This window comes from Cryobacterium sp. PH31-L1, from assembly GCF_030063145.1.
GTDB lineage: Bacteria > Actinomycetota > Actinomycetes > Actinomycetales > Microbacteriaceae > Cryobacterium.
In genome coordinates, this window is record NZ_JASISM010000001.1 from 528,672 (window position 1) to 554,195 (window position 25,524).

Consider the following 25,524-nt stretch of genomic DNA (forward strand, 5'->3'; position numbering starts at 1 on the left):
AAGTGGGCCCATGATAGAGCATGGGCCCGGTTCCATAAGGTGGGCCCGGGCGGGCTCGGAGCTCCAGCGGGTGCGCCGGCCGGTGGTGCGGGTCCGGGTCGTGCCTTGTGTGCTCGCAGGGCTCGTTCATTTTCCGGGCCCGGGCCCGGAAAGCGGGCCCATGATAGAGCATGGGCCCGGTTCCATAAGGTGGGCCCGGGCGGCAGAACACCCGGCCGGGCGGCTACTTAGCCGGCGAGCACCTTCTGAATGCGTTGCAGTGACACGCTCTCGGCGGCCTTCAGCTCCTGCGCGAACAGGCTGATGCGCAGTTCCTCGATCATCCAGCGGGCGCGCAGAACCGGCGCCGCGGCATCCGCTTTGAGCGGCATGGTGCCGCCGGCGTTCTCGAAGCGGGTGGTCGCCGCCTGGGTCTCGTTCATCCAGACCCGGTCGCGGCTGGGGTTGTCGACCAGTTTCGGCACCCGTGCGCTGATGCCGCTGAGGTACCGCGGCAGGTGGCGCAGCTGTGCCAGGCCGGTTTCGCTCACGAATCCGGGATAAACCAGGGCGGTGAGTTGCTGGCGGGCGTCGCTGATTCCGGGCAGCAGCGCCATGCTGGTCGCGGCCTTGAGTGCTTTGTCGGCCAGACGTTGAGCCGTGAGAATGCGGGCCACCAGCCCGACGGTTTCGAACATGGAATCCATCACGACGCCGGACACCCGGTCGCGAATGGTGTCGAACTCGGCCTTCATGAACACCTGCCCGTCGGGACGTACCCGAAACAGCACGTCGTCGACCGCGGCGGCGAGGCAATCCTCGAACAGGGCCTGGGTCGACCTGTATGGGCCGGTGGCGAGGCTGAGTTTCTCGGTCGCAGTCAGGTGCTGCTGCACGTACGCGGCCGGCGACGGCGTCGCGAGCAGCAGCAGACGCCGCACCCCGAGGGGCAGTGATCGGGCCTGCTCCAGCTCGGTGCTCATCATGCGAATAGAAACTGATGCCCCGTCATCGACCAGCGTCGGATACCCGCGAATCGTGTTGTCACCCTGCTTGGTGTCCAGAAAGCGCGGGAGTTCGCCGAGGTCCCACGTGGTGATTCCGCCGCGCTCGATCGCATTGCTGGGCGCCGCGGCGCTCGTCGCCTTCGCAACGCTCTCCCGCACCCGGGTGACCAGGCGGCGCTGCAGGTCGGTGAGGTCCTTGTCGGCGGCGACCGTGCGCCCGCGCTCGTCGGTGACCACAAAGGTCATGCGCAGGTGCGACGGGACCCGGCCGAGCTCGAAGTCGCGTGACGAAACCGGCACATAGGTGAGCTTCTGAATCAGGGCGGCGAGCGTCTCAGCGAACGAAGCCTCGGGTACCGGCGTCGGCAGGGTCTCCACGATCCCGGGCTCGCCCGGCAGCTCGCCGAGGAGTCGAGCGGCCCAGTCGGCGGCTGGAACGACGTTGCGCCGGATGCTTTTCGGCAGCGACTTGATCATGGCTGTCACGAGCTCGGCGCGGAGGCCCGGCACCTGCCAGTCGAAACCGTGCGGCGACAGGCGGGCCAGCAGCGCGAGCGGAATACGCACGGTCACACCGTCGTCTTCTTCGCCGGGTTCGAAGCGGTAGCCGAGCGTCAAACGCTGATCACCCTGCTGCCAGCTCGGCGGAAACAGCCCCTCGTCGATCTCGGGGGAGTCCTCGGCGACGAGAGCGTCGGCCGTCATGGTGAGCAGGTCGGGGGTGTCGAACCGGGCCGTGCGCCACCAGCCCTCGAAGCTCTTGGTCGACGAGACGTCGGCCGGAATCCGCCGCTGGTAGAAGTCGAAGACAGCCTCATCATCAACGAGGATGTCCCGGCGCCGGGTGCGCTCCTCCAGCTCGGCGAGTTCCTCCCGCAGCCGCGCATTGGCGCGCTCGAACGCCCACATGCCGGGGTCTCCGATTTGGCCGGGCCTTCCGCCGCGGCTCGCGCTGGAGCCGACCGCGGGGGCGCCGCCGGACCCGCGCCCGCCGGAGGCGTCGCCCCCATCGACCGAGATGCTCACGCGTTCGTTGCGGGACGGCCCCCGACCACCGCGATCGGCTTCCTTCTCCGCCGCCACCGATTGCGGCCCCGATGCACGGTCCCACTCGCCCTCGACCAATGCGTGCCGAATGAACAGCTCGCGGGCATAGGCCGGGTCGATGCGGGAGAACTGCACGCGGCGCCGCGCCACGATCGGCACGCCGTACAGGGTGACACGTTCGTACACGACGGCGGCGCCCTGCTTCATCTCCCAGTGCGGTTCGGAATAGCTGCGCTTGCACAGGTCGCCGGCGAGCGACTCGGCCCAGGCCGGGTCGACGACAGCGTTCATGCGGGCGAACAGTCGGCTGGTCTCGACCAGTTCGGCGCTCATCACCGCGTTTGGCTGCTTCTTGGCCAGAGTCGAGCCGGGAAACAGCACGAACCGCTGCTGCCTCGCCCCGACGTAGTCCTTCTTGGCGACGTCCTTCAATCCGATGTGGGAAAGCAGGCCGGCCAGGAGCGAACGGTGCACGCCGTCGGGATTCGCACTCGGCTCGCCCAGGTGCAGGCCGAGCGGCTTGGCGAGCTGACGCAACTGGCGCAGCACGTCCTGCCATTCGCGCACCCGCAGATAGTTGAGGTACTCGTTCTTGCACAACCGCCGAAAGGCGCTCGAGCCCAGCTCGGACTGCTGCTTCTCAAGGTAGTTCCAGAGGTTGAGCAGGCTGAGAAAGTCGCTCGTGGGGTCGGCGAACCGAGCGTGAAACTGGTCGGCCTGAGCCCGACGCTCCAGCGGACGCTCCCGCGGATCCTGAATGGTGAGCCCGGCCACGATCGCCATGACTTCCCGGCTGGTGCCCTGCGTTTTCGACTCGATCACCATGCGGCCAAACCGCGGGTCGATCGGCAGTTGCGCGAGCTGTTGGCCGATGCGGGTCAGGCGCGGGGTGGCCGGGCCGGCCGGGGCCGCGGCATCCGTTGCCCCGCGGCCGCTCTTGGTGCGGCCGGCTCCCTCGGCCTCGATGGCGCCGAGTTCGGCGAGCAGATCGAGGCCGTCCTTGATATTGCGGGAGTCCGGCGGAGTCAGGAACGGGAACGAGGCGATGTCGCCGAGGCCGAGTGAGATCATCTGCAGAATGACCGCGGCGAGGTTGGTGCGCAGAATTTCCGGCTCGGTATATTCCGGACGTCGCATATAATCTTCTTCGGAGTACAACCGAATCGCAATACCGTCACTCGTGCGGCCGCTGCGGCCGCTGCGCTGGTTGCCTGAGGCCTGCGAGATGGCTTCGATTGGCAGACGCTGCACCTTGGAGCGCACGCTATAGCGGCTGATGCGCGCGGTTCCGGCGTCGATCACGTAGCGGATGCCCGGCACCGTCAGGCTGGTCTCAGCCACGTTCGTCGCGAGCACGATGCGCCGTTTGACCCCGGCCACGGTCGACGGCTGGAACACCCGGTGCTGGTCCGCCGACGACAGTCGGCCGTACAGCGGCAGCACCTCGGTCGGGTTGCGGCTGGCCGAGGAGGCGTATTTGCCCTGCAGCGCGTCGGCGGCATCGCGAATCTCGGTCTCGCCGGAGAGAAAGACCAGCACGTCGCCGTTCGACTCGCGTTCGAGCTCGTCGAGGGCCGTGGTGATGCCCTCGATGTAGTCGCGGTCGACCGGAGGAGCGGCATCCGTGGTGTCGTCATCATCGTCAATGCCGGGCTCGGCGACGAGCGGCCGGTAGCGAATCTCGACCGGGAAGGTGCGCCCGGAGACCTCGACGACCGGCGCCGGGGTGCCGTCGGCCGCCGCGAAATGCTTCGCGAAACTGGCCGGGTCGATGGTGGCCGAGGTGATGATGAGCTTGAGATCCGGTCGCTTCGGCAGCAGCTGCCGCAGGTAGCCAAGCAGAAAGTCAATGTTCAGGCTGCGCTCGTGCGCCTCGTCGATGATGATCGTGTCGTACTTGCGCAACATGCGGTCGCGGTGGATCTCGTTCAAGAGGATGCCGTCGGTCATCAGCTTGATCCGGGTGTCGGCACCGACCTTGTCCGTGAACCGCACCTGGTAGCCGACCAGCTGCCCGACCTCCTGGCCGAGTTCCTCGGCGATTCGTTCGGCGATGGTGCGCGCGGCGAGCCGGCGCGGCTGGGTGTGGCCGATGTTCTTGCGGCCGAGCTCGAGGCAGATCTTGGGCAGCTGGGTGGTCTTGCCCGACCCGGTCGACCCGGCGACGATCACCACCTGGTGGTCGCGAATGGCGCGGGCGATGTCCTCCCGGCGCTGGCTGACCGGCAGTTCGGGCGGGAAGGTGATGTTGACGGAGTCCATGGACTTTCCATCGTACTTCTCACCCGAGGTCCAGGGCCGCTAGGTTGACAGGTACGACCAGAGAGAGAAAACGGATGCCCACCCTTGCTCGGTTTGACCACGTCACGCGCCGCTTCGGCCAGGTTCTCGCTGTTGACGACGTGAGTCTCACCATTGAATCGGGCACCATTCTCGGCCTGCTCGGTCCGAACGCCGCCGGCAAGACCACCCTGATCTCGCTGCTTGAAGGACTTCGTCGGCCCAGCAGCGGAACCGTTGAGCTGTTCGGTGGCTCCCCGGCGGACTACCGCAATCGGCAGCGGCTCGGCAGTACGCCGCAGGAGACCGCACTGCCCTCGACCCTGCGGGTGGGCGAGGTCATCGACTTCGTCAGCAAACACTTTGAGAACCCGCTTCCGAAGGCGGCCGTCGCCGAAGAATTCGGCCTCGGTGATCTGCTGAAACGTCAAACGGGAGCCCTGTCCGGCGGTCAGAAACGCCGGCTCAGCGTGGCGCTCGCCTTCGTGGGGCAGCCGGAGCTTGTGCTCCTGGACGAGCCGACGACCGGACTGGACGTGGATGCCCGCCGCACCCTCTGGGATGCGCTGCGCCGGCAACACGAGCGTGGTGCCACGGTCGTGGTCACGAGCCACTACCTCGAGGAGATCGAAGCCCTCGCCCAGCGCGTCGTCGTGATGGGCCAGGGCCGCATCCTCGCCGACGACACCCTGCCGGCGATTCTCGCCCAGGTGGGGCTGCGCCAGGTGCGACTCACCTCCGACGAAGCGGATCGCATCGGTCGACTGCCCGGTGTGGTGCGCCAGGAGCTTACGGGAGACGGGACCACGACCTTCTACGTGCAGGATTCGGACGCCATGATCGTCGAGTTGGTGCGATCGGGCATCCGCTTCACCGGTCTGACCGTGCGCGGAGCCACCCTGGAGGAAGCGTTCCTCACGCTGACCGAACCGAAACCCCAGAGCCAGGCGGAGGTCGTTCGATGAGCACGCTGTCCCTCACGTTCGTGCATGCCAGGTACAACCTGATCGAGACCGCGCGCATCCCGGTCGCGTTGATCGGTTCGCTCGTGTTTCCGGCGCTGGCATTGCTCTTTTTCGTGGTTCCGCAGCGCACGGTCGCCGACAATCCGGACTTCGCCACCCAGGCGGTCGTCTCTCTGGCCGTCTTCGCCATCATGTCGAATTCCCTGTTCAGCTTCGGTCTCAATATCGCCGAAAACCGGGAGAAACCGTGGGACCCGTATCTGCGCACCCTGCCGGCGCCCGGACTAGCCCGCGTTTTCGCCCAGGTGTTCTCCACCGGCACGTTGGGTGTGGCCGCGATCATTCCCGTGATCGTGATCGGCGGCCTGTTCACGGCGGCGTCGGCATCCCTGCCGCACATTCTGCTCGGCCTCGTGGCCTTGTCGGTCGGGGCGCTGCCGTTCATGCTGATCGGCATTTGCATTGGCTACGCACTGTCAGCCAAGGCCGCGATCGCCGTGGTGCAGGTGGTCATGTTCGCCCTGGCCTTCGCCGGCGGGCTCTTTCTGCCGCCGGTGTTGTTCGCCGACTGGTTGAACACGCTGTCGAAGTTTCTGCCGTCCCGGCAGGCGCGCGAACTCGTGATCTGGGCCGTGCAGGGCGGCACGCTCGAACCGTGGGTCTGGATCGGCGTCGTGGTCTGGACCGCGCTCATGCTCGGGCTAGCCCTGTTTCTCTTTCGCCGAGACGAAGGTCACCGCTTTCGCTGAGTCGCGCGCTTTCGCGGTCAGTGAACATTGGGCGTTTGGGGGGTAGGTCACGACGCGCGGCCAATATGGTTGATGTATGACGAAATCTGTTCCCACCATCACCCTCAACGACGGCCACACGATTCCGCAGCTCGGTTTCGGCGTGTTCAAGGTCGAGCCCGACGAAACCACCCGCATCGTGGCCGACGCGCTCTCGGTTGGCTACCGCCACATCGATACCGCTGCCATTTACGGCAATGAGGAGGGCGTGGGCAAGGCCCTGAGCGCCTCGAACATCGACCGTTCCGAGCTGTTCATCACCACCAAACTGTGGAACGACCGTCAGGGCACCCAGTCGGCCTTCGACGCATTCGAGGAGAGCCTGGAGAAGCTCGGCCTCGACTACGTCGATCTCTACCTGATCCACTGGCCGGCTCCGGCGAACGACAAGTTCGTGGAGAGCTGGCGTGCCCTGGAAAAGATCCAGGAGTCGGGTCGCGCCCGCTCGATTGGTGTCTCCAACTTTCTGGTGCCGCACCTGGACCGCCTGCTGCACGAGACCAGCATCGTGCCGGCCGTCAACCAGATCGAACTGCACCCGGCGCACCAGCAGCCGGAAGTCACCGCGTTCGCTCGCGAGAACGGCATCAACATTGAGGCCTGGGGCCCGCTCGGCCAGGGCAAGTACCCCCTGTTCGACGAGCAGATCATCACGGATGCTGCCGACTCGCACGGCAAATCGCCCGCGCAGATCGTCATTCGCTGGCACCTGCAGATGGGCAACATTCTGTTCCCCAAGTCGAACCGGTTGGAGCGCATGATTGAGAACTTCAACGTGTTCGACTTCGAACTCACCCACACCGAGGTCACCATGATCTCCGCGCTCGAACGGGCCGGCCGCGTTTCGGCGCACCCCAACGAGGTGAACTGACCCAAGCATCCGTTTGAGTGGCCCCGCAGACTCTGCGGGGCCACCGCTCTGTCATCGGGCCGCAGAGGCCCGGGCAGCGGCGTAGATTGGACGCGCCGCGCTTCGTTAGGCGCGGCACATGCCGCGCGCGCAGAAAGATCCCCATGAATCCGATTGAATGGCTGTTCGACGCCCAGTTACAGATCGGTACCCAGACCATTCTCTGGCGCGAGGTCGTCGGTAACGTCTTCGGCATCGCGAGCGCGGTCGGCGGCATGCGGCGCAAGATCTGGGCCTGGCCGGTGGGCATCATCGGCAACGCCCTGCTGTTCACCGTTTTTCTCGGTGCGGTGTTCGGTACTCCCAACCCGGTCAACCTGCTCGGGCAGGCCGGACGGCAGATCATGTTCATCGTCGTGTCGATCTTCGGCTGGGTACAGTGGCAGCGCAGCCGCAATTCGGCGGTGCACGTTGCCGTCGCCCCGCACTGGGCTGGTAGCCGCACCCGCATTCTGCTGGGGCTCGGGCTCGTCGCCGGTACGCTCGTGCTCACCCCCATCTTTCGCGCCCTCGGCTCGTTCGAACCGGTCTGGGCCGATGCCTGGATCTTCACCGGATCGCTGCTCGCCACCTACGGAATGGCCAAGGGGTGGACCGAATTCTGGCTGATCTGGGTGGCCGTCGACGTGGTCGGCGTGCCTCTGCTGATCAGCGCCGGCTACTACGCCTCGGCCGTGCTCTACCTGTTCTACGGCGCCTTCACCCTCGTGGGTTTCGTGGTCTGGGTGCGGGTTCAACGCCGCCGAAACGCTCTGCTCGAGGCTGTCCAGCTGCCCTGACCTCTCCCGCCCGGGTAACCGGGCGCACAATGGAGTATGCCCAACCGCCTCGCCGACGCCATCAGCCCCTACCTGCGCAGCCACGCCGATAACCCGGTCGACTGGTTCGGCTGGGGCGATGAAGCCTTCGCCGAAGCCCGCGAGCGCGATGTGCCCGTGCTGGTGTCGATCGGCTATTCCACCTGCCACTGGTGCCACGTGATGGCGCGCGAAAGTTTCAGCGACCCGGCGATCGCCGAGTATCTCAACATCCACTTCGTCAACATCAAGGTCGACCGGGAGGAGCACCCCGAGGTCGACGCGAGCTATCTCGCTGCCGCGAGTGCCTTCATTGAGGGACTCGGCTGGCCGCTCAACGTGTTCGTCACCCCCGACGGGCAGGCGTTTCACGCGGGAACGTACTTTCCGCCGGTGGCCATGGCGGGGCATCCGTCCTTTCGCGACGTCCTGACCGCGGTGACGACGGCCTGGCAGACCCGGCGCGCTGAGGTCACGGCCGGCGCCGCCAAGGTGGCCGACCTACTCGCCGAATCGGCGAGCGAGCTCGCGTCCGACTCCGAGGTGATCGCCCGGCCCAGCACGGCAGTGCTCGACCGGGCGGTCGCCGACCTGGTCGGTTATGAAGACGCCAGCTTCGGTGGCTTCGGCGGTGCACCAAAGTTTCCGGTGGCCCCTGCCGTCTCGTTTCTGCTCGCGCACGGAGAGGCGAACGACGACGGGCCCATGCTCGCGCTGCGCACGCTGAAGCTCATGGGCGCGTCACCGCTCCGCGACCCGATCGAGGGCGGTTTCTTTCGCTATGCGGTCAACCGGGACTGGAGTGACCCGCATTACGAACGGATGCTCTACGACAACGCTCAGCTGCTCGGCCTCTACACCCGCGCCTGGATGCTCACCGGCGCACCGTGGGCACGCCACGTCGCCGAGGGAATCGCCCGCTTTCTCTGTGACATCATGCAGCTGCCGGGGGGCGGTTTTGCCAGCGCCCAGGATTCGGAGAGCACGGTCGACGGCCATCGGGTCGAGGGCGGCTACTACGCCCTCGAACTGGACGACCGCCTGCGGCAGACCCCGCCGGCCTTGGACGAGAAGGTACTCACCGGCTGGAATGGACTCGCGATTCAGGCTCTCGCCCGGGCCGGCTTCGCCTTCGACCAGCCCCGTCTCATCGACGCGGCCCGCCGCGCGGCCGACTACCTGCGCGAGCACCACGTCGGCCTCGACGGGACCCTCGTTCGCGCCTCCGTTGCCGCACGCACCTCCACAGCGAACGCCACGCTGGAGGACTACGGCATGTACGCACGCGGACTCCTCGAACTCGCACTCGTCACCGGTGACGTTTGCTACGCCACCCAGGCTCGTCACCTGCTCGACAGCACGCTACCGGCAGCCCCCGACACCGATACGGGCACGCCCGCCTTCCGCTCTCCGAACGGCGCGGATCCCGTGCTCAGCAGGCAGGGACTGGTTAGCGCCATCGACCCATCCGAGGGCGCCTACCCCTCCGGGCTCTCTGCCACAGCCGACGCCGCGCTTCTGTTGCACAGCCTCATCGGCGACGACCGCTATCGTTTGGCCGCGCAGGTCGGCCTCGGCCTCGTCGCAACTCTGGCACCGAGCCGGCCACTGGCCTACGGCGCCGCCCTGCGCCTGTTCGACGAACTCAACGCCCCGATCGATCAGCTCGTGATCGTCTCGCCCGACCAGTTCGGTGCCACCGCGGCAAACCGCCCGGGCATCACCCTGCACGACCTCGCCCGACGCCACGCGGCGGGAGTGGTCACATCCGTTTCAGAGTCACAGGCGCAAGCATTCGCGGCGGCCGGATTCGACCTGTTCCTGGCGCGGACGGCCAAAGCAAACCAGCCCACCGCGTACCTCTGCCGCGACTTCGTCTGCCAGCTGCCGATCACTGACCCGGCCCAGCTGCCGCCGATCGCGGGCACGGCCAGGCTCCTGACCGAAATTGCCGCCGACACGCAACAATCTGTGCGGCCGCACAAGCACTAACATCGGGGTACAACCTCGCCCCTCACTCTCGTTTCGCATCTCTCGGCGGTCCGGCGCCGCAGTAAACTACCGACGTCGCGACGTACACTAAAGACAAATGCCCCCCCGCGTTTCACCAAACGCCAGTCGCTCATCGAGAACCTCGTCACTTCTCGAGAAGATCGTCGCTGCGAAACACTCTGAACCATTCACGCCGGCAGTTTCGGCCGCACTCCTCGGTTTCAGCCCCCGGCTGCTAACGCTGGAGTGCTCCACTTTCTCAAGGAGGACCATGGCGACACGCGATATCCCGGACGCACAACCGGAGACCGGCGAGCACGGCTACCCCGACTCGTTCGGCGGTGACATTTTCGACACCGACGCCTTTCGCCCCGACTCCGTGGGCTACGACTCCAGCGAACCCGAACCACCCACGAATACCGGCCTGATCCGGACGCTCTCGCTCAGCAGCGAGCCGGAGCTGGTGCTGATCACACCGGATGCCCGTACGCGCCGGTTCGACCGCGACGACCTCGTCGTGCGCAAGGGTGAGATCGCACTCATCAACGGTCATTACACTCCGCACGAGTCCATGGTCAAGGACCTCGTGGCCGTCTACGACGCCCTCACCAACGCCGGCATCGACTTTTTGCTCGTGCGGGGCGACCACAACCGTCCGGTGATTGCCGTCGACCGCAAGCGTCGCAAGGAAATCACCAAGGTCCTGACTGCGGCATTCGCCAACGAGCCGTTCTACGCCAAGCCGCTCGATGGCAACGTCGGCCAGCAGTTTCTGCTCGCCGACGGCGCGCTCATGACGCTGCGAAAGTCGTCCGTTTTTCGCGTCTACCGGCCGCGCATCGAACCGATCGGCCGCCTGCGCTACGGCGCCCAGACCGCGTTCCAATTTGAGCTGTGGCGTTTCGGCGAAGATGAAATCATCGCTCCGGTCGAAAACGCGCTCATGCGCACCCGGCTGCCACGTTCCGAGGCCCGCGAAACCACCATCGACCTGTATGGGCGTACCTGGCTGACCTTGCAGAACATGTTTGACGACCTGGCCAGCGACGTGTCCTTCGACATCGACCTGGTATTCAGCTGGGTCGACGGCTCGAGCGACGAGTTTCAGCGGGAACGTGCCAAGCGTATGAAGGCCTATGTCGTCGGGGAGGGTGACGATTCCGACGCCCGTTTTCGCCAGATCGACGAGCTCAAGTACGCCCTGCGAAGTGTCTACATGTTCGCGCCCTGGATTCGCCGCATCTTCATCGCCACCGACTCGCCGGCGCCGGAGTGGCTCTCCGAGCATCCCCGCGTCACCATCATGCGCAGCGAGGACTTCTTCGTCGACACGAGCGTGCTGCCCATCCACAACTCGCACGCCGTGGAAAGCCAGCTGCACCATATTCCCGGGCTCGCCGAGCACTTTCTCTACTCCAACGACGACATGTTCTTCGGTCGTCCGGTCGGTCCGGAGCTGTTCTTCTCACCCGGCGGGGTGACCAAGTTTGTGGAGGCAGCCACTCGGATCGGCCTCGGCGAGAACGATCCGACCCGCAGTGGGTTCGAGAACGCCGCTCGCGTGAACCGGGCGCTGCTGCGTGGGCGCTTCGGCAAGGTCACCACCCGCCACCTCGAGCACACGCCGGCTCCCATGCGCAAGAGTGTGCTGCTCGAGTTGGAACAGGAATTTCCCGAGGACTTCAGCCGCACCGCGGCGAGTCGTTTTCGTTCGGCGACCGACATCTCGGTCACCAACTCGCTGTACCACTATTACGCCTTGATGACCGGCCGTGCTGTCGCCCAGACCCAGGTGCGTTCGCTCTACATCGAGACGACACTGCGCATCGCCCTGCGCCAGATGAATCACCTGCGCAAGCGTCGAGATCAGGACATGTTCTGCCTGAACGACGGCAGTCACCCGGAGATTTCCACCGAGGTGCGCCGCGCTGCGGTCACCGAATTTCTGGAACTGTACTTTCCGATCGTGGCACCGTGGGAACGGGCCAGTGTTGCCACTACCGCAGAACTGGGATCGGTCGGGTCATTGGCGGCTCACGCAGTGCGGGCAGAGTCTCCGATGGCGTGATCTCGACGCCGGAAGCGCGCAGACGACGCGCGCTTTCGGCGGCGTCGACGTAGTCGAGCGTTGGATAGTGGCCGAGCGGCACCACGGAGTGCAGCACGGTCCACGGGTAGACGTGCACGAGGTTGAAGGCTCGTGCGCCGTCGCGACCCAGGGTGCCGCCCACCGGAACGTTCAGGTCCTGGGTGTAGCAGGTGGCCGACGACACCGACACGGGGATGCCGGCGAACATGGCCATGGACGAGTAGTGCAGGTGTCCGGCGATGATGCTGCGCACGTCCGTGCCGCGGAGCACGCTGGCGAGGCGACCCTGGTCGCGCAGCTCCACCGCGTTGGCCAGGTCGAGCACGCTCGGAATCGGCGGGTGGTGCATGGCGAGAATCGTGCCGTCGGGCGCCGGCACCCGCAGCTCGTCGGCGAGCCAGAGCAGCTGCTGGTCGCTCACCGCGCCGTGATGGTGGCCGGGCACCGAGGTGTCGAGGGTGATCAGGCGCAGGCCGTTGAGGTCGTAGGACCGGTCGATCGGGGCCTCGCTCGGCAGCTGGTCGAGCAGCTCGGCGCGAAACGCCGAACGATTGTCGTGATTGCCCATCACCCAGATGACGCGGGCACCAAGCCTGGCCGCGGCCGGCTCGACGATTTCGCGCAACAGCTCGTAGGCACCCGGTTCGCCCTTGTCGGCGAGATCACCGGTGAAGACGATGGCTTCGGGGCGGGCTCCGGATGCCTCGACCTCGGCGAACAGATCGGCCAGGTGTGCTTCAACGTTAACGCTGCCATAGAGCTTCGAGCCTCCCGCCAGCAGGTGGGTGTCGCTCAGGTGTAACAGGAAGTGGTCCGGCCGGGGGTACTCAGCCGTTCGAATGCTCACGGAGCGTCCATTCGTTTGTCGGGTGCACGCTGTTTCGGCGCGCCCTTTCGGTAGTAGAGACCATTCGATCAGAAGTTCTTGAACAACGGGTGTACGCCACGCATCAATCGTGCATCAGTTGGGGTAAATGGGCAAGGCAAGCGGTGATGACGTCGAACTGTGACGTGCGGGCGTGCCTCTAGGCTGTCGGCATGGCGCGATACGTACGCATTGACGAATTTGGTGGCCCCGAGGTGCTGAGCATCGTGCACGATGAGCAGCCGCAAGCCGGGCGCAGTGAGGTGCGGGTGCGCGTTCGCGTCGCGGGCCTCAACCCGGTCGACTACAAGATCTTTCACGGCGGCCCGGCTGCCCTGCGCTACGAGGCGGTTCCGCCGTGCGGTAACGGTAACGACTTCTCCGGCGTCATCGATGAGCTCGGCGACGGCGTCACCGGTTTTGCGCTGGGGGACGCGGCGTTCGGCGGCAAGCGGATGCACGCCCAGGCCGACTTCGTCGTCGTCGACACCTCCCGCATCCGTAAAAAGCCAGCTGCACTCAGCTTCGAGCAGGCCGGCGGCCTGGACATCGCCGGGCGCGCCGCCTGGGCCAGCGTCGCCTCGATCGGCCTCACCGCTGACGACACCGTGCTGATCGGGGCTGCAGCGGGCGGCGTCGGCATCTTGGCCTGCCAGCTGGCCCTCCGCACCGGTGCCACCGTGGTGGGTACCGCTAGCCCGGTCAATCACGACTTTCTGCGCGGACTCGGCGTCGTTCCGATCGCCTACGGCGACGGACTCGTCGACCGGGTACGTGCCGCCGTTCCGACGGTTACCGCAGCCCTCGACTACAACGGTGCAGCCACGATCGACGCGGCCCTCGAGCTTGGGGTGCCCGGCACCCGCATCAATACAATCGCGGCACGCGGCCATAGGTCCGGCGCGGGCGTGACCGAGGTGGGCGGACAGTTCGCGGACCTCAATGATCTCGAGGCGCTCGCCACGCTGGTTGCAGACGGTGAGATCGTGCTGCCGATCGACCGGGTGTTCCCGCTCGACCAGGTACAGGACGCCTACCGCTACCTCATGGCGGGCCACCTGCGCGGCAAAGTCGTTCTCGCAACCCGGTAGCGGGCCCCAAAAACCGCGGGCCCAGAAGCCGCGTCTCACAGAAACACTGTGGCATGCTAGATCGTGCGCACATGGCCCCCTCGAAGCTCCCTAAAACAGGGTTCGCTCGGGTATGTTGCCGGGGCCGCGCTTACCACCGTGGCTTTCATCGGTCTCTACCTGTTCTTCGTGCGCAGCCATGCCGGCCAGGAAGCCGACCAGCTTGCCTATGACGGCGCCGAATTCGGCCGTCGCAGCATCACCCCGTTCACCGGTCGGGTGCTCGACTCCGTTCCAGACATCGCCGTGGCATTCGGCGTGGTGCTGACCGCCGTCATCGCGCTCGTGCGCCGCAACTGGCGCACCCTCGTGGTTGCCCTGGTCGCGGCTGGGGCGGCCACTGCCTCGGCCCAACTGCTGAAGTACGGCATCCTGTCCCGTCCCGACCTCGCGGTCGAGGGCTACGCCGGAAACTCCTTCCCGTCGGGGCATACGACGGTGGCGGCGGCATCCGCTCTGGTGGTTTTTCTGGTCGCGAGCCCGCGCATGCGCCCGATGGTCGCCGGGTGGGGTACCGCCTTCGCCGTGCTTGCCGGTGTGGCTACGCTCGCCAACCAGTGGCATCGTCCGAGCGACGTGATTGCCGCCCTGCTCTGGGTCGCATTCTGGGGGTGCCTTGCCGGGGCGGTGCTGGCCTGGCCGCCGGTAGGTGTCGTGCCGCAAACTGATGCTGCCGCCCCCAGCTCACGATGGCCAGCCTTTACCGGGCTGCGACAGTCGACGATTCGCGTGGTGCGCTGGCTGTCGATCGGGTGCGGGGCGATCTCCGCCGTGGCGTTCATCGCGACTCTCGTTCTAGACAGCAGCCTGTTCGAGCGCGTCGGCACGCTCGGCACCGTCGTGGCTTACCTGGGCGGGGTTGCGGCCATCGTGACCGCCGGACTACTGCTCGCGCTCAGTGGAACCCGGCTGTTCGCTCGACTGCCCTAGATTCGCCAAAGCCCCCAGATTCGGCCTCGGAGGGGTGTACTCAATCGAAGCCACGTGCGACACTAACTCATGGCCGTCACGCTGAGAGCGCTCCAGACCGTAGTTCCCCCGACGATTCTGATCCAGGAGCAGGTGCGGGACATTTTCGCCGCCCAGCCCGGACTCAGTCGACTGGCGCAACGGCTGGTCAGCACGAGTTTCAACGTGTCGGGTATTGAAACCCGACATACCGTGATCGCCGAGCTCACCGTCGACAACGATTCGGCCGATCCGCAGTTCTTCGATGCGCGGCAGCAACTTCTGCTGGTGCCGAGTACCCGGGTGCGTAACGAGCTCTACATCACGGAAGCGACCAAACTCTTTGTCGAGGCTGGCCGCCGGGCGCTCGCCGCCTGCCCCGACATTCGCCCGGAAGATGTGACCCACGTCGTCACAGTCTCCTGCACCGGGTTCTACGCCCCGGGCCCCGACTACATGCTCGTTCGCGAACTCGGCCTGAATGCCAGCACCCAGCGCTACCACCTGGGATTTATGGGCTGCTACGCCTCCATGCCTGCCCTCCGAACCGCGAAGCAGTTCGTCGAGGCCGACCCGAATGCGGTCGTTCTCGTGGTCAGCGCCGAACTCTGCTCGCTGCACCTGCGCACCTCGAGCGACCCGGACACCATCGTCGCCTCGTCGCTGTTCTCCGACGGCGCGGCCGCCGGCATCGTCAGCTCCCGGGTGCCGCTGCCGGGGGAGAAAGCTCTCGGCCTCGACCTGTTCGAAACGGTCATCACCCCGGTCGGTGAGGGCGACATGGCCTGGAAAATCGGCGATGAGGGCTTCGAAATGATTCTGAGCACCTACGTCCCGCACATCATTGACGAACACATCGAGGGTGCCCTCGCGCCCCTGTTTGCCCGCGACGTGTCGATCACTGGGCAGCTCGCGGCCGTCCCCTTCGAAGCGGATGCCGCAGCCAGCGCAGCCCCGGTTCTCACGCTCGCGCCGCCGGCCACGCTCAGCTCGGTGATCGAGCACTGGGCGATCCACCCGGGCGGGCGGAGCATTCTCGACAAGACCGAGGCCAAACTCCAACTTCGCCCGGACCAGCTGCTGCCTTCGCGCGAGACCCTGCGCACCAACGGCAATATGAGCAGCGCGACCATTCTCTTCGTCATGAAGGCCATTCTCGACGGCCCCGCCACCGCCGACGGTGAACGGGTCTGCGCCATGGCGTTCGGACCGGGTCTCACCGTGGAGTCCGGCCTGATGACCGTGATCGAGGGCTGAATGGCCCTTCCGTCACTGCGCGTGCGGGCGCATGGGGCCCGCGAGATCATGGATTCCCCCCAGTGCGACCCGGCCATGCTCACCCGCACCTACCAGGATTTTCGGGTGGTCAATGCGGTCGTATCTGGCTGGCCGGGGATCTACCGCCGCAGCATCCGCCCGACCCTGTCCACCACCACCGAGACGACGCTGCTCGACGTTGGCTCCGGCGGCGGCGATGTCTCGCGCTCGCTGGCCCGCTGGGCGGCGCGTGACGGACTGCGGCTCACCGTGACCGGCATCGATCCGGATGCCCGGGCGCACGTTTTCGCTACCAGCCAGTCGAAGATCGCCGGCCTGTCGTTTCGGCGAGCACTCAGCTCTGATCTCGTCGCGGAGGGCGCGCGCTTCGACTTCGTGGTGTCCAATCACGTGCTGCACCATCTGAGCGCGGACGAGCTGAAGGGGCTGCTGGCGGACTCGGAGGATCTCGCCCGGGTGCGCGTGCTGCACGCCGATCTGGAGCGTTCCAACTACGCCTACCTCGGGTTCGCGGCGGCGACCTGGCCGTTTTTCCGGCACTCCTATATTCGCCCGGACGGGCTCACCTCGATTCAACGCAGCTACACGGCCGTCGAGCTGCGGGCGGCGGTGCCCGCCGGGTGGACGGTATCGCGCGGCCTGCCGTCGCGGCTCGTGCTGGGCTGGGACGCCGCCTGATGCGTGACGTCATCATCGTGGGTGGCGGCCCGGTCGGCACCATGCTCGCCTGCGTACTCGCCGTCGGCGGGCTCGACGTTGAGGTGCTGGAGCAGCGTGAGACACCGTCCCTCCGGTCGCGGGCGATCGGTATTCACCCTCCGTCGCTCGCCGCCCTCGCCGCCATCGGCATCACCGACGCCCTGCTCGAGCGGGCCGTGCGCATTCGCACGGGAGAGGTGCGCTGCGATTCGCGCAGGCTCGGGCAGATGTCGTTCGAGAAGGCCGCTCCGGCGTATCCGTTCGTGGTCGCCCTGCCGCAATACGAGACGGAGGCCCTGCTGCGCGATCGGTTCGAGCGACTCCGCCCCGGCCGGTATCGCAGCGGCGTGACGGTGACCGGGATGTCCGATCGCGGCGACGCCCTGAAACTCACGACCGACGCCGGCCCGATCGAGGCCCGCTACGTGATCGGCGCGGACGGCGCGCGCAGCCGCGTGCGTCAGGCGGCCGGCATCGCCTGGCGGGAGCTCGGCCGGCGTGAAACGTATCTCATGGGTGACTTCGCCGATCCTGACCCCAGAGATACCGACGCGGTGCTCTACTTCGAGCGCGGCGGTGTGGTTGAGTCCTTTCCGCTGCCCGGCGATCGGCGTCGATGGGTGGCGATGACGGATTTTCTCGCAACGGATGCCGACAGCGCCGACCTCGCCGCGCTCATCCGTCACCGAACGGGAGTCAGCGTTGCCGAGCCGCTCGGCGCTGCCAGCGCCTTCGCCGTGCAGCAGCGGCTCGCGGGGAGCATGCGCGCGGGCCGCGTGGTGCTGGCCGGCGATGCGGCGCACCAGATCAGCCCCATCGGTGGGCAGGGCATGAACCTCGGCTGGCTCGACGCTGTGGCCCTCGCGCCGGCGCTGCAGCGGGCGCTTCTCGAACCGTCAGCGGCGGCATCCGTTTTGGCCCGCTTCGACCGCACGCGCCGCCGCGCCGCCCGGCGAGCGGCCCTGCAAGCCGGATTCAACATGGAGATGGGCCGGCCAGCCCACGGTCTGCGACTCGGCGTTCGCAACGCCGTCGTGCGCAGTCTCACGCTGCCGCCGGCCAACGAATTGGTGGCCCGGGCGTTCACCATGCGTTGGTTGTGACCGCGCGCATCGAGTTGAATAGAACCGTGACTCCTGCAACTCTCGTTCCCCGCCTCCGCACCGACCTCGCCGCCGCTCATTTCTCGGTTCCTGGCCTGACCGGACTGTGGGGCATTGAAGCGGATGCCGCCCTCCGCCGGAATCAGCGGGTCCCGGCCCAGCGGGCACTCGCCACGCTCGCCGCCAAACTGGGCCGGAATGAGCCCGCCGCGACCCTGGCCCGGCTGTTCCTGCTCGGGGACGCGGTGCCGCGTGCCGATTTCGATGCCGCGCTGCCGACCCTCGGGGCAGCCGGAGCTGAACGACTCGGGCTCGTGGCCGCCGTCGATGCGCTCGTGCGCCCGCTCGTCGACCTCCGTCCGTACAGCTTCATCGACGCGCACGGTGCCGGCAGCTGGTGGATCGTGAGCGATCTGGGGGAGCTGGCGCTCGGGCATCCGCTTGGCGAAACGCACGTTCTCGGCATCGGCGGCGCCTCGCGCACCCTGAGCGGGCTCATGATGCCGCACGCGGTTGAGCGGGCGCTCGACATTGGCACCGGCTGCGGAATCCAGGCGATGCACGCCTCCCGGCACGCCGAGCATGTCGTTGCGACCGACATCTCGGTGCGTGCGCTCGAGCTCGCGGCGCTGAACGCCGAGCTCAATGAGATCGACAACATCGAGTTTAGGTTCGGCAGCCTGTTCGACCCGGTGGCGGGGGAGCGGTTCGACCACATCATCTCGAACCCGCCGTTCGTGATCACCCCGCGGGCCGAGGGAGTGCCGAGCTACGAGTACCGCGACGGCGGAATGGTCGGTGACGCCCTGGTCGAGGCGGTTGTGCGCGGGGCCGCCGAGCACCTCACTCCCGGCGGAGTTGTTCAGCTGCTCGGAAACTGGGAATACCACGGTGAAACGGATGCCTTCGAGCGGCTCGAGCGCTGGCTCACGCCGGTTGCTGGGGCGGCCGCAGAATCGAACGCTTCGGATTCGGTTGATCCGACGGTCGGCGCGCCGGCCGCACCTGTCGCATCCGCTCCACCAGCGCTCGACGCCTGGATCATCGAGCGCGAAGTGCAGTCGCCGGGCGAATACGCCGAGACCTGGATCCGCGACGGCGGCACGCGCCCCGGCCCCGACTTCGACCGCCTGTACGACGCCTGGCTGAACGACTTCGAGGCGCGCGGAGTGAGCCGGGTCGGCTTCGGCTACCTGCTGCTGCGCCGGCCGTCCGCTGCACCGACCCTGCGCCGGCTTGAGCGGATGCCCGATGCCCTGGGCCATAACCCGGCCGGCCTCGGCTCGCACCTCGCGGAGTGTCTCGCCGCGCACGACTGGCAGGCGGCAACGGATGACGCGCGCCTGTTCCGCACGAATCTCACGGTGGCCTCCGACGTCACCGAGGAGCGCCACTATTGGCCCGGACAGCAGGATCCGACGCTCATGACCCTGCATCAGGGCAGCGGATTCGGCCGCTCGGTGCCGCTCGACACCGCCCTGGCCGGGCTGGTCGGTGCCTGCGACGGTGAACTCGCCGTCGGCGCCATCATCGGCGCCCTCGCCCAGCTGCTCGACGCCGACGAGGCAGCGCTGAGCGCCGAGCTACTCCCGAAGGTGCGCGCCCTCTTAGCCGATGGCTTCCTGACCGTGCCGTAGCCTCGCGCGTGCCCCCTGCGCCGAGATGCTCTTTTTCTGCCGAGAGTCCGCGTTCGAACGGGGACTCTCGGCACAAAGGGGGACTCTGGGAGCCGCAGCGGGCGTTCTCACTCCGGGCGCAGGCCAGCCTGAAGCAGCAGAGCGCGCAGCCGATCAGCGCGCAGCGCGGTGTCCCACAGCCACCGAGCCATACCGTGGCCCGAGGTGAGTCGAACGCGATCTTCGCGCACTTTCTCGTTCCAGACCACTTGGTCCATGGTGCGGCCCCGCAAATACTCACCGCGGGTGTATTTGACGAAGCCGTCGAATTCTCCGAGAAGTTTGACGGTGCGCAGCTCCTGACGCTGAATCCAGCGAAAGTCGACGGTGTCGTTGTGCCCATCGTTGCTTGCAAAAGTAACCTGCAAATCGGGGGCCGGAAAATGGCACAGGTGGATTTGGCCACGGCTCAGCGATTCTCCAGGTGAATCGGAGCGGTTGTCGCTGAATGAGATCGCCTCGAAGGCGGCCCGACTGCCGCGGCGTGGTCCGGCCTGATTAAGCCGATCCAGCAGCTCCTCTTTTGACACTCCGGCGACGACAGATCGGTTCGGCAGGATCAATTTTGCGGTAGTGCCGTGATCGAGGCTGGCCACAGCGGAGAGAAACGGTGTGGTGCGCGCCAGATCTAATAGGGTGCGCACCAAACTGGTCACGAGCATCCCGTCAATTGTGACGACATCTTCGTCGGTGAGTACGTCGTGATGCCAGATCACACCATTTTTGGAATGCGCGGATCGTGGGGCACCCACCATGAGATGCACCGCGTCGGGCCAACGGCCAACGATCGGGAGCCCCCAGAGCACGGCCGCCGATTGGTGCGAGAAGACCGGTTGTGCACGTCGGGTGGCGGCAACGGCGCGCATCCGCAGCAGGTATTTCTCCACGGCCTGGAGCTCGTCCCACCCGGCCGCGTTCACCACCACGCCACGACGCAAACGGATGCTGTCGCCCGCCGCCACCGAGCGGTTGAGAGCACGGCCGTCGGCACCAACGAGGTCCAGGTCCCGGCGCAGCTGCAATGGCAGCCAGCCCTTCATGGCAGCATCCGCAACCCCGGGTGTATCCTCGGATGCTGATCCTTGAGTCGGTGTCATACGCCCATCGTTACCGCTTACCGCCTGGTCGGGGCGGTGCCGCCTCACTCCGTGCACAACGCATCCACTTACCGCGTGTGGAGGAGGGCGTCCGACCGTGCCGAGGTACCCCCTTTTTGCCCAGAGTCCTCGTTTGAACAGGGACTGTCGGAAAAAGTAGGGCCTCTCGGCGATCGGCCGACCGCGCGGGCGCTAACCTGACGCAATGACTCCTGCACCGGCGCTCCCGGCCGCCTTCGACCTCGGCGGGCGTACAGCGCTCGTCACCGGGGCGGGCAGCGCCACGGGTATCGGCTTTGTTGCCGCACGGATGCTCGGTGAACTCGGCGCCCGGGTGATTCTCACTGGTACGACAGTGCGGGTACACGACCGAGCGCGGGAACTCACCGCAGACGGCCTCGACGCTGTCGGAATCGTCTGCACCCTCGACTCGGACGCCGGCGCCGCGGAACTTCAGGCGGCCCTCGCCTCGGGCGGGTTCGAACCGACGGTCCTCGTGAACAACGCGGGCATGGTCGCGGTCGGCGACGCCGAGATGGGTCACGGAGATATCCTGACCAGTCCGGCCGAGTGGGAACACGGCCTCGCCATCAACCTGTCCACAGCATTTCATGCCACTCGCACGGTGATCGGGTTCATGCGCGCGGCCGGATGGGGCCGCATCGTGATGGTGTCGAGCGTGAGCGGGGCGATCATGGCCAGCCGCAATGATGTCGCCTACGCCGCAGCGAAGGCCGGGCTGGTCGGGCTGGTGCGGGCGCTCGCCGTGGACGAGGCCGAAGTGGGCATCACGGCGAACGCCGTCGCACCTGGCTGGATCGCGACCGGCTCCCAACTCACGAGCGAGGCACTGGAAGGTGCGCTCGTACCCGCCGGGCGCAGCGGAACGCCGGGGGAGGTTGCATCCGTTATCGCGTTTCTTGCCTCGCCAGGAGCCGCCTACGTCACCGGGCAGGTGATCGTCGTCGACGGCGGTAACTCCGTGGCCGAGGAGCGCCGCCGGTAGCCTGCTCCCGTAGAGAAGAAAATGTCAACCGGCACGGTCTGCGGTAGTTTGGTCTCATGACTGGCGCCGTACTGAACCACTGCGGGCGCGCGCCCGAGATCCGCCGTTCTGAAGCAGACCGATCGTGAAGCGGCGCACTTTTCTGCTCGGCACAGCGTCGGGTTTTTCCGTGTTGGCCCTCGCGGCGTGCGTGTCCCCGGCGCCGGTTCCGACGACATCCCCGACGCCAACCACGCTCACCCCCTCGCTGGTTCCGCAGCCGCTCACGGTCTCCAGAACCAACTGGTCGGCCGACCCTTTCTCCCGCGGATCCTTCAGCTACGCCGCTGTCGGTGCCACCCCAGAGCACCGAGCCGCGCTCGGCCAGGCCGTCGACGCCCGAGTGTTCTTCGCGGGCGAAGCGACCGCGGCTGATGAGCCCGGCACCGTGCAGGGTGCCCGCGCTTCTGGTCTGCTGGCGGCCAGCCAGGTGAGGGACGTCGCGGCTCCGGGGGAACGCATCACGATTGTCGGTGCCGGAATTGCCGGGATAACGGCGGCCCGTCAACTCGTCAACGATGGCTTCAACGTGGTCGTGATTGAGGCGCGCGACCGCATCGGTGGGCGTATCGACACCGTCAGCGACGACTGGCCCTTTCCGATCGAACGTGGTCCCTCGTTCGTACACAACACCTCGGACAATTTCTTGGATGACGAGCTCACGGCCCTCGGGGTCAAGCTGCTGCCGTTCGTGCGCACGCCCGAGGTGCGAACCCGAGCCGGGGCGATCGTCGAGGTGTCACCACTCGGCACCCAGGCCGTGGCCGGAGCCCTCAGCTGGGCGGCCAATCAGCAGCAGGATGTCTCGGTTGAACGTGCCCTGGTCGATTCGGGCGAAGCCAGCCTGTCGAAGACCCCGAACGCCGAAGGCCTCTCGGATGCCGACTGGCTCGAGTACGAGATCGCCACGAAACTCAAGGTCGGGACCGGGGCCACACCGAGCCAGCAATCGGCCTGGTACACGGCCGACATCGCGAGCACCGACGACGACCAGCTCGTGGTGGGCGGCTATTCGACCCTGCTGGCGAGTGACGCGGAGGGCCTCGACCTGCTGCTGTCGAATGTGGTCAACCGTGTCGCCCATGATGACCGTGGTGTGAGCCTGCGCCTCGGCACCGGTGAATCGCTGTCGGCCGATCGGGTCATCGTGACGGTGCCACTCGGTGTCTTGAAAGACGCGGCGATCGAATTCTCGCCGGCCCTGCCTTTTGCCCACCGGGGGGCGATCGGCGCGCTCGGTATGGGCGTGGTGGACAAGATCTGGTTGCGCTTCGACGTGCCGTTCTGGGATACCGAGGCACGGCTCTGGACCATCGTCGGTGAAGACGCCGACTTTGCGGTCTGGGTCAACATGATGCCGCTCACCGGCGAACCGGTGCTCATGGGTCTGATCGCCGCCGAAAACGCGACGAGACTGAGCGAGCTCGACGATGACGAGTTTCTTGCTGCGGCCCTCACCGCGCTCGAGCCGTTCCTCGCGGTCCCCGGCCAGTAGCGGTGTCCGCGGCAGCTCAGGCGCGCCAGGGCGGAAGCAGGTGGCGGGGCATCCGCTTTAAGCGGGTTATCCAGGTGAGCAGGGCTGCGATGCCGGTGATGATTCCCACGATGATCAGGCAGTAGAACACGGTCTCGCCCGGGCCGCTCACCTGGCGGGCGTCGAGAAAGAAGTATGGGTACCAGCCCACGATGGGCCCTCGAACCAGGGTGAAGACCAGCCAGAACAGCGGAAAGACGATGGCCCAGCCGAGATACCTCCACGGCAGGCGGGCTTTGAACGGGTCGACGATCCAGTCGATGAGGGCCAGGACCGGAATCACGAAGTGCAACAGCTGGCTCGACCACGGCACCTCGATCGAATAGTTCGCGCTCGACGACTGCCAGACGATGATGCCGTAGACGACCCCGGAGACCAGAATGTAGGTCGTCACCATCGCCCGCAACATGTCGAGCCAGGGCGGGTCGGTCGGGCGCCGCAAGGCGACGATCGCGGCGGTCAGAAAGACGAAAATCGATGCGATGGCGCTCTGCACCGTGAAGTAGCTGAAGAAGTTCGCAATGGCGAAGGTGGTCACTCCGAGGGTGTATTCAAAGTAGCCGATCAAGGCCACGAGTTCGACCGAGGTCAGGCCGAGGCGCGCCACACCGAACGCGGTGCGCGCCCTCATTCCCGTCCCCCGGCGGGGCTCGTGCGCGCGGTCATAGGCTAACGCTACGCCAGCGCCGGGCGGCCCCTGACCTCAGTCGGTGATCTGAAACTGGCTCTCGCCGGTTACGGCGACATCACTCACCTCGACGGCGGTCACGACGGCATACCGCGGGCCGGTTTCCAACCAGAGCAACATGCGCGAAACGGATGCCTCCCGCCCCTCGATCTCGAGTTCCACCGACCCGTCGGGCCGGTTCCGAACGTACCCGACCAGCCCGAGGTGCAGCGCATGGGCCCGGGCGTGGTAACGAAACCCGACGCCCTGCACCTCGCCGCGGGCGAGCACTCGTTTGCGAATCACCTCACTATTGTGCGCCCGGTGGGCGCTGGCGCAACAGCTAGTCGGCCACGCGCAGGCTAAGCCATAGCATGAGCGTGTCGTCGGCGTGGTCGAGGTTGGTACCGAACAGCTCATGCACCCGGCGCAAGCGGTAGCGCAGTGTGTTCTGGTGCACCGACAGCGATGCGGCCGTTCTGGCCGAGTCCCGCCCGCAATCAAGGTAGGTACGCAGGGTGAGTGCGTACTCGGTGCCCGAACGCTCATCCAGATCGAGAACGGCGCGTGCCTGGGACGAGAACAACCGCGGAGTGTCCCGCAGCACTTGTCCGAGTTCGAGCAGGCTCAGCCGACTGCCCACATTGCGCGCACTCACGACCGGGCCAGCCGGATCCGTCAGCAAGAGGACAAGATCGGCATCCCGCCGTGACCGGGCGATCGTGTCGACTCCGGTCACCAGCGATCCAACGGATGCCCGCAGCGCGATCCGCATCGCAATGGTCGCCCGTGCGACCAGACGAGCGGCCATCGCTTCGATGCTGATCAACTGTGCATCATTCAGCTGCCGGCCGAAGAACAGTGCATAAACCGTGGTGCCGATGGCGACACACTCGGTGCCGCTCTGGTGCGCCTCGCAGGCCATCGCCACGAGGTCGACCAGCCGATTCATTCGCAGTTCATCGCCGGCGGGGCCGAACTGTGGTTGAAAAGCGAGGGCCACGAACTGACCGCCCGGGTCGAGGCCGAGCTGGGCGGCGACGAGGCGGGCATCCGTGTCACCGTCGAGCAGTCGCCGCAGCAGCACCGCGCGTTGCGCCCGGGCTAAGTCGGCGGCGCTGCGGGCACGCAGAATATGCAGCGCGGCGATGTCTGCTGCGCGTTCCAGTTCGGCCGCGGCAGCGGCGTCCAGCTCCCCAGTGGCGTCGACCACCCAGATCGATCCGAGCGGCTCGGTGCCCGCCCGCACGGCGACCGCCAGCCGAGCCAATCCCACCGGTACCGCCGGTTCACCAGGCAGGTTCGACGTCATGGCCCCGGGCAGCCGCACGGCGCCGCGCGCCCGAAACAGCGAGGCATAGGCCTCATCATTGTCGGGCAGGTCGGGCACCTGACGGCCCAGAATGCCATCGCGCCGGGTGTCGTCGATGGGCTGGTCGGGAAGTGTCGAATAGGCCAGCACCCGGGTCTGCACGTCTTCGATCGCTGTCGCTCCGCCGACCATCGCGGCGATGGCGTTGGCCAGGGCGAACAGGTCGCCGACCGGCAGTCCCAGGGAAGTCATCCGTCCACCGTAGCGAACCGGCATTGTGCTCGACAACCATAAACAACCAAGTTATTTGTGCTGA

At 66.7% G+C, this 25,524-nt stretch carries 20 protein-coding genes; 14 read left to right on the forward strand and 6 right to left on the reverse strand.

The window, feature by feature from the left end; all coding sequences use genetic code 11:
• Positions 1-227: 227 nt before the first annotated feature.
• Positions 228-4,295 (reverse strand): ATP-dependent RNA helicase HrpA, encoded by a 4,068-nt coding sequence (hrpA, locus tag QMF22_RS02575; RefSeq protein WP_283450035.1) that lies wholly within the window; start codon positions 4,293-4,295, stop codon positions 228-230.
• Positions 4,296-4,369: 74 nt separating this feature from the next.
• Between hrpA and QMF22_RS02580 the strand changes: the two genes are divergently transcribed.
• The 6 genes from QMF22_RS02580 to QMF22_RS02605 all read left to right on the forward strand — a co-directional run bounded on the left by QMF22_RS02580 (position 4,370) and on the right by QMF22_RS02605 (position 11,833).
• Complete coding sequence (locus QMF22_RS02580) at positions 4,370-5,278, forward strand: ABC transporter ATP-binding protein (RefSeq protein WP_283450037.1); 909 nt, start codon at positions 4,370-4,372, stop codon at positions 5,276-5,278.
• Positions 5,275-6,027 (forward strand): ABC transporter permease, encoded by a 753-nt coding sequence (locus tag QMF22_RS02585; protein WP_283450040.1) that lies wholly within the window; start codon positions 5,275-5,277, stop codon positions 6,025-6,027. Before QMF22_RS02580 ends, QMF22_RS02585 begins: the two co-directional genes overlap by 4 nt.
• Positions 6,028-6,103: 76 nt before the next feature.
• The gene (locus tag QMF22_RS02590) at positions 6,104-6,937 is read left to right on the forward strand and encodes an aldo/keto reductase (RefSeq protein WP_283450043.1); all 834 of its coding nucleotides are present in this window, start codon (positions 6,104-6,106) and stop codon (positions 6,935-6,937) included.
• 143 nt (positions 6,938-7,080) lie between these two features.
• Positions 7,081-7,755 carry a nicotinamide riboside transporter PnuC gene (gene pnuC / locus QMF22_RS02595; protein ID WP_283450045.1) on the forward strand — a complete coding sequence of 225 codons (675 nt, stop codon included), beginning with the start codon at positions 7,081-7,083 and terminating at the stop codon, positions 7,753-7,755.
• Positions 7,756-7,791: 36 nt separating this feature from the next.
• On the forward strand, positions 7,792-9,765 hold the full coding sequence (locus QMF22_RS02600; RefSeq protein ID WP_283450047.1) for a thioredoxin domain-containing protein: 1,974 nt from the start codon (positions 7,792-7,794) through the stop codon (positions 9,763-9,765).
• Positions 9,766-10,036: 271 nt separating this feature from the next.
• Positions 10,037-11,833: a stealth family protein gene (locus QMF22_RS02605; RefSeq protein ID WP_283450050.1), complete on the forward strand. Its 1,797-nt coding sequence runs from the start codon at positions 10,037-10,039 to the stop codon at positions 11,831-11,833.
• Here the strand turns inward: QMF22_RS02605 and QMF22_RS02610 are convergent.
• Positions 11,763-12,701 (reverse strand): phosphodiesterase, encoded by a 939-nt coding sequence (locus QMF22_RS02610; protein WP_283450052.1) that lies wholly within the window; start codon positions 12,699-12,701, stop codon positions 11,763-11,765. The genes QMF22_RS02605 and QMF22_RS02610 overlap by 71 nt on opposite strands.
• 191 nt (positions 12,702-12,892) lie before the next feature.
• On the opposite strand from QMF22_RS02610, the gene QMF22_RS02615 reads away from it, so the two are divergent.
• The 6 genes from QMF22_RS02615 to QMF22_RS02640 all read left to right on the forward strand — a co-directional run bounded on the left by QMF22_RS02615 (position 12,893) and on the right by QMF22_RS02640 (position 19,514).
• Positions 12,893-13,810, forward strand: a complete 918-nt coding sequence (locus QMF22_RS02615; RefSeq protein WP_283450054.1) for an NADP-dependent oxidoreductase — start codon at positions 12,893-12,895, stop codon at positions 13,808-13,810.
• Positions 13,811-13,948: 138 nt separating this feature from the next.
• The gene (locus tag QMF22_RS02620) at positions 13,949-14,779 is read left to right on the forward strand and encodes a phosphatase PAP2 family protein (protein ID WP_283450056.1); all 831 of its coding nucleotides are present in this window, start codon (positions 13,949-13,951) and stop codon (positions 14,777-14,779) included.
• Positions 14,780-14,848: 69 nt separating this feature from the next.
• Entirely contained in the window at positions 14,849-16,054 is a 1,206-nt protein-coding gene (locus tag QMF22_RS02625) for a type III polyketide synthase (RefSeq protein ID WP_283450058.1), read from the forward strand.
• A complete protein-coding gene (locus QMF22_RS02630; RefSeq protein WP_283450060.1) occupies positions 16,055-16,753 on the forward strand; it encodes a class I SAM-dependent methyltransferase in 699 nt (232 codons plus the stop codon).
• Entirely contained in the window at positions 16,753-17,877 is a 1,125-nt protein-coding gene (locus QMF22_RS02635) for an FAD-dependent oxidoreductase (RefSeq protein WP_283450062.1), read from the forward strand. The genes QMF22_RS02630 and QMF22_RS02635 overlap by 1 nt, the downstream gene beginning before the upstream one ends.
• Before the next feature lie 26 nt (positions 17,878-17,903).
• Complete coding sequence (locus QMF22_RS02640) at positions 17,904-19,514, forward strand: DUF7059 domain-containing protein (protein WP_283450063.1); 1,611 nt, start codon at positions 17,904-17,906, stop codon at positions 19,512-19,514.
• 107 nt (positions 19,515-19,621) lie between these two features.
• Here the strand turns inward: QMF22_RS02640 and QMF22_RS02645 are convergent, their stop codons facing one another.
• On the reverse strand, positions 19,622-20,650 hold the full coding sequence (locus QMF22_RS02645; protein WP_283450065.1) for a hypothetical protein: 1,029 nt from the start codon (positions 20,648-20,650) through the stop codon (positions 19,622-19,624).
• Between the two features lie 205 nt (positions 20,651-20,855).
• On the opposite strand from QMF22_RS02645, the gene QMF22_RS02650 reads away from it, so the two are divergent.
• Positions 20,856-21,656: an SDR family oxidoreductase gene (locus QMF22_RS02650; RefSeq protein ID WP_283450067.1), complete on the forward strand. Its 801-nt coding sequence runs from the start codon at positions 20,856-20,858 to the stop codon at positions 21,654-21,656.
• A 124-nt stretch (positions 21,657-21,780) separates the two neighbouring features.
• Positions 21,781-23,190 (forward strand): flavin monoamine oxidase family protein, encoded by a 1,410-nt coding sequence (locus tag QMF22_RS02655; RefSeq protein ID WP_283450069.1) that lies wholly within the window; start codon positions 21,781-21,783, stop codon positions 23,188-23,190.
• Positions 23,191-23,206: 16 nt separating this feature from the next.
• On the opposite strand, the gene QMF22_RS02660 is transcribed toward QMF22_RS02655, so the two are convergent.
• From QMF22_RS02660 to QMF22_RS02670, 3 genes are all read right to left on the reverse strand, one after another.
• Positions 23,207-23,860, reverse strand: coding sequence for a Pr6Pr family membrane protein (locus QMF22_RS02660; protein ID WP_283450073.1), 654 nt, complete (start codon positions 23,858-23,860; stop codon positions 23,207-23,209).
• Positions 23,861-23,932: 72 nt separating this feature from the next.
• A complete protein-coding gene (locus QMF22_RS02665; RefSeq protein ID WP_283450075.1) occupies positions 23,933-24,202 on the reverse strand; it encodes an acylphosphatase in 270 nt (89 codons plus the stop codon).
• A gap of 37 nt (positions 24,203-24,239) precedes the next feature.
• Positions 24,240-25,460, reverse strand: coding sequence for a PucR family transcriptional regulator (locus QMF22_RS02670; RefSeq protein ID WP_283450077.1), 1,221 nt, complete (start codon positions 25,458-25,460; stop codon positions 24,240-24,242).
• Positions 25,461-25,524 lie beyond the last annotated feature (64 nt).

Bases quoted from the DNA above. Each gene is read 5' to 3' on its own strand.
- QMF22_RS02645 (WP_283450065.1), bottom strand. From the start codon at position 20,650: ATGACACCGACTCAAGGATCAGCATCCGAGGATACACCCGGGGTTGCG.
- pnuC (WP_283450045.1), top strand. From the start codon at position 7,081: ATGAATCCGATTGAATGGCTGTTCGACGCCCAGTTACAGATCGGTACC.
- QMF22_RS02590 (WP_283450043.1), top strand. From the start codon at position 6,104: ATGACGAAATCTGTTCCCACCATCACCCTCAACGACGGCCACACGATT.
- QMF22_RS02650 (WP_283450067.1), top strand. From the start codon at position 20,856: ATGACTCCTGCACCGGCGCTCCCGGCCGCCTTCGACCTCGGCGGGCGT.
- QMF22_RS02615 (WP_283450054.1), top strand. From the start codon at position 12,893: ATGGCGCGATACGTACGCATTGACGAATTTGGTGGCCCCGAGGTGCTG.
- QMF22_RS02670 (WP_283450077.1), bottom strand. From the start codon at position 25,460: ATGACTTCCCTGGGACTGCCGGTCGGCGACCTGTTCGCCCTGGCCAAC.
- QMF22_RS02635 (WP_283450062.1), top strand. From the start codon at position 16,753: ATGCGTGACGTCATCATCGTGGGTGGCGGCCCGGTCGGCACCATGCTC.
- QMF22_RS02660 (WP_283450073.1), bottom strand. From the start codon at position 23,860: ATGAGGGCGCGCACCGCGTTCGGTGTGGCGCGCCTCGGCCTGACCTCG.
- QMF22_RS02605 (WP_283450050.1), top strand. From the start codon at position 10,037: ATGGCGACACGCGATATCCCGGACGCACAACCGGAGACCGGCGAGCAC.
- QMF22_RS02585 (WP_283450040.1), top strand. From the start codon at position 5,275: ATGAGCACGCTGTCCCTCACGTTCGTGCATGCCAGGTACAACCTGATC.
- QMF22_RS02580 (WP_283450037.1), top strand. From the start codon at position 4,370: ATGCCCACCCTTGCTCGGTTTGACCACGTCACGCGCCGCTTCGGCCAG.
- hrpA (WP_283450035.1), bottom strand. From the start codon at position 4,295: ATGGACTCCGTCAACATCACCTTCCCGCCCGAACTGCCGGTCAGCCAG.
- QMF22_RS02630 (WP_283450060.1), top strand. From the start codon at position 16,055: ATGGCCCTTCCGTCACTGCGCGTGCGGGCGCATGGGGCCCGCGAGATC.
- QMF22_RS02625 (WP_283450058.1), top strand. From the start codon at position 14,849: ATGGCCGTCACGCTGAGAGCGCTCCAGACCGTAGTTCCCCCGACGATT.
- QMF22_RS02600 (WP_283450047.1), top strand. From the start codon at position 7,792: ATGCCCAACCGCCTCGCCGACGCCATCAGCCCCTACCTGCGCAGCCAC.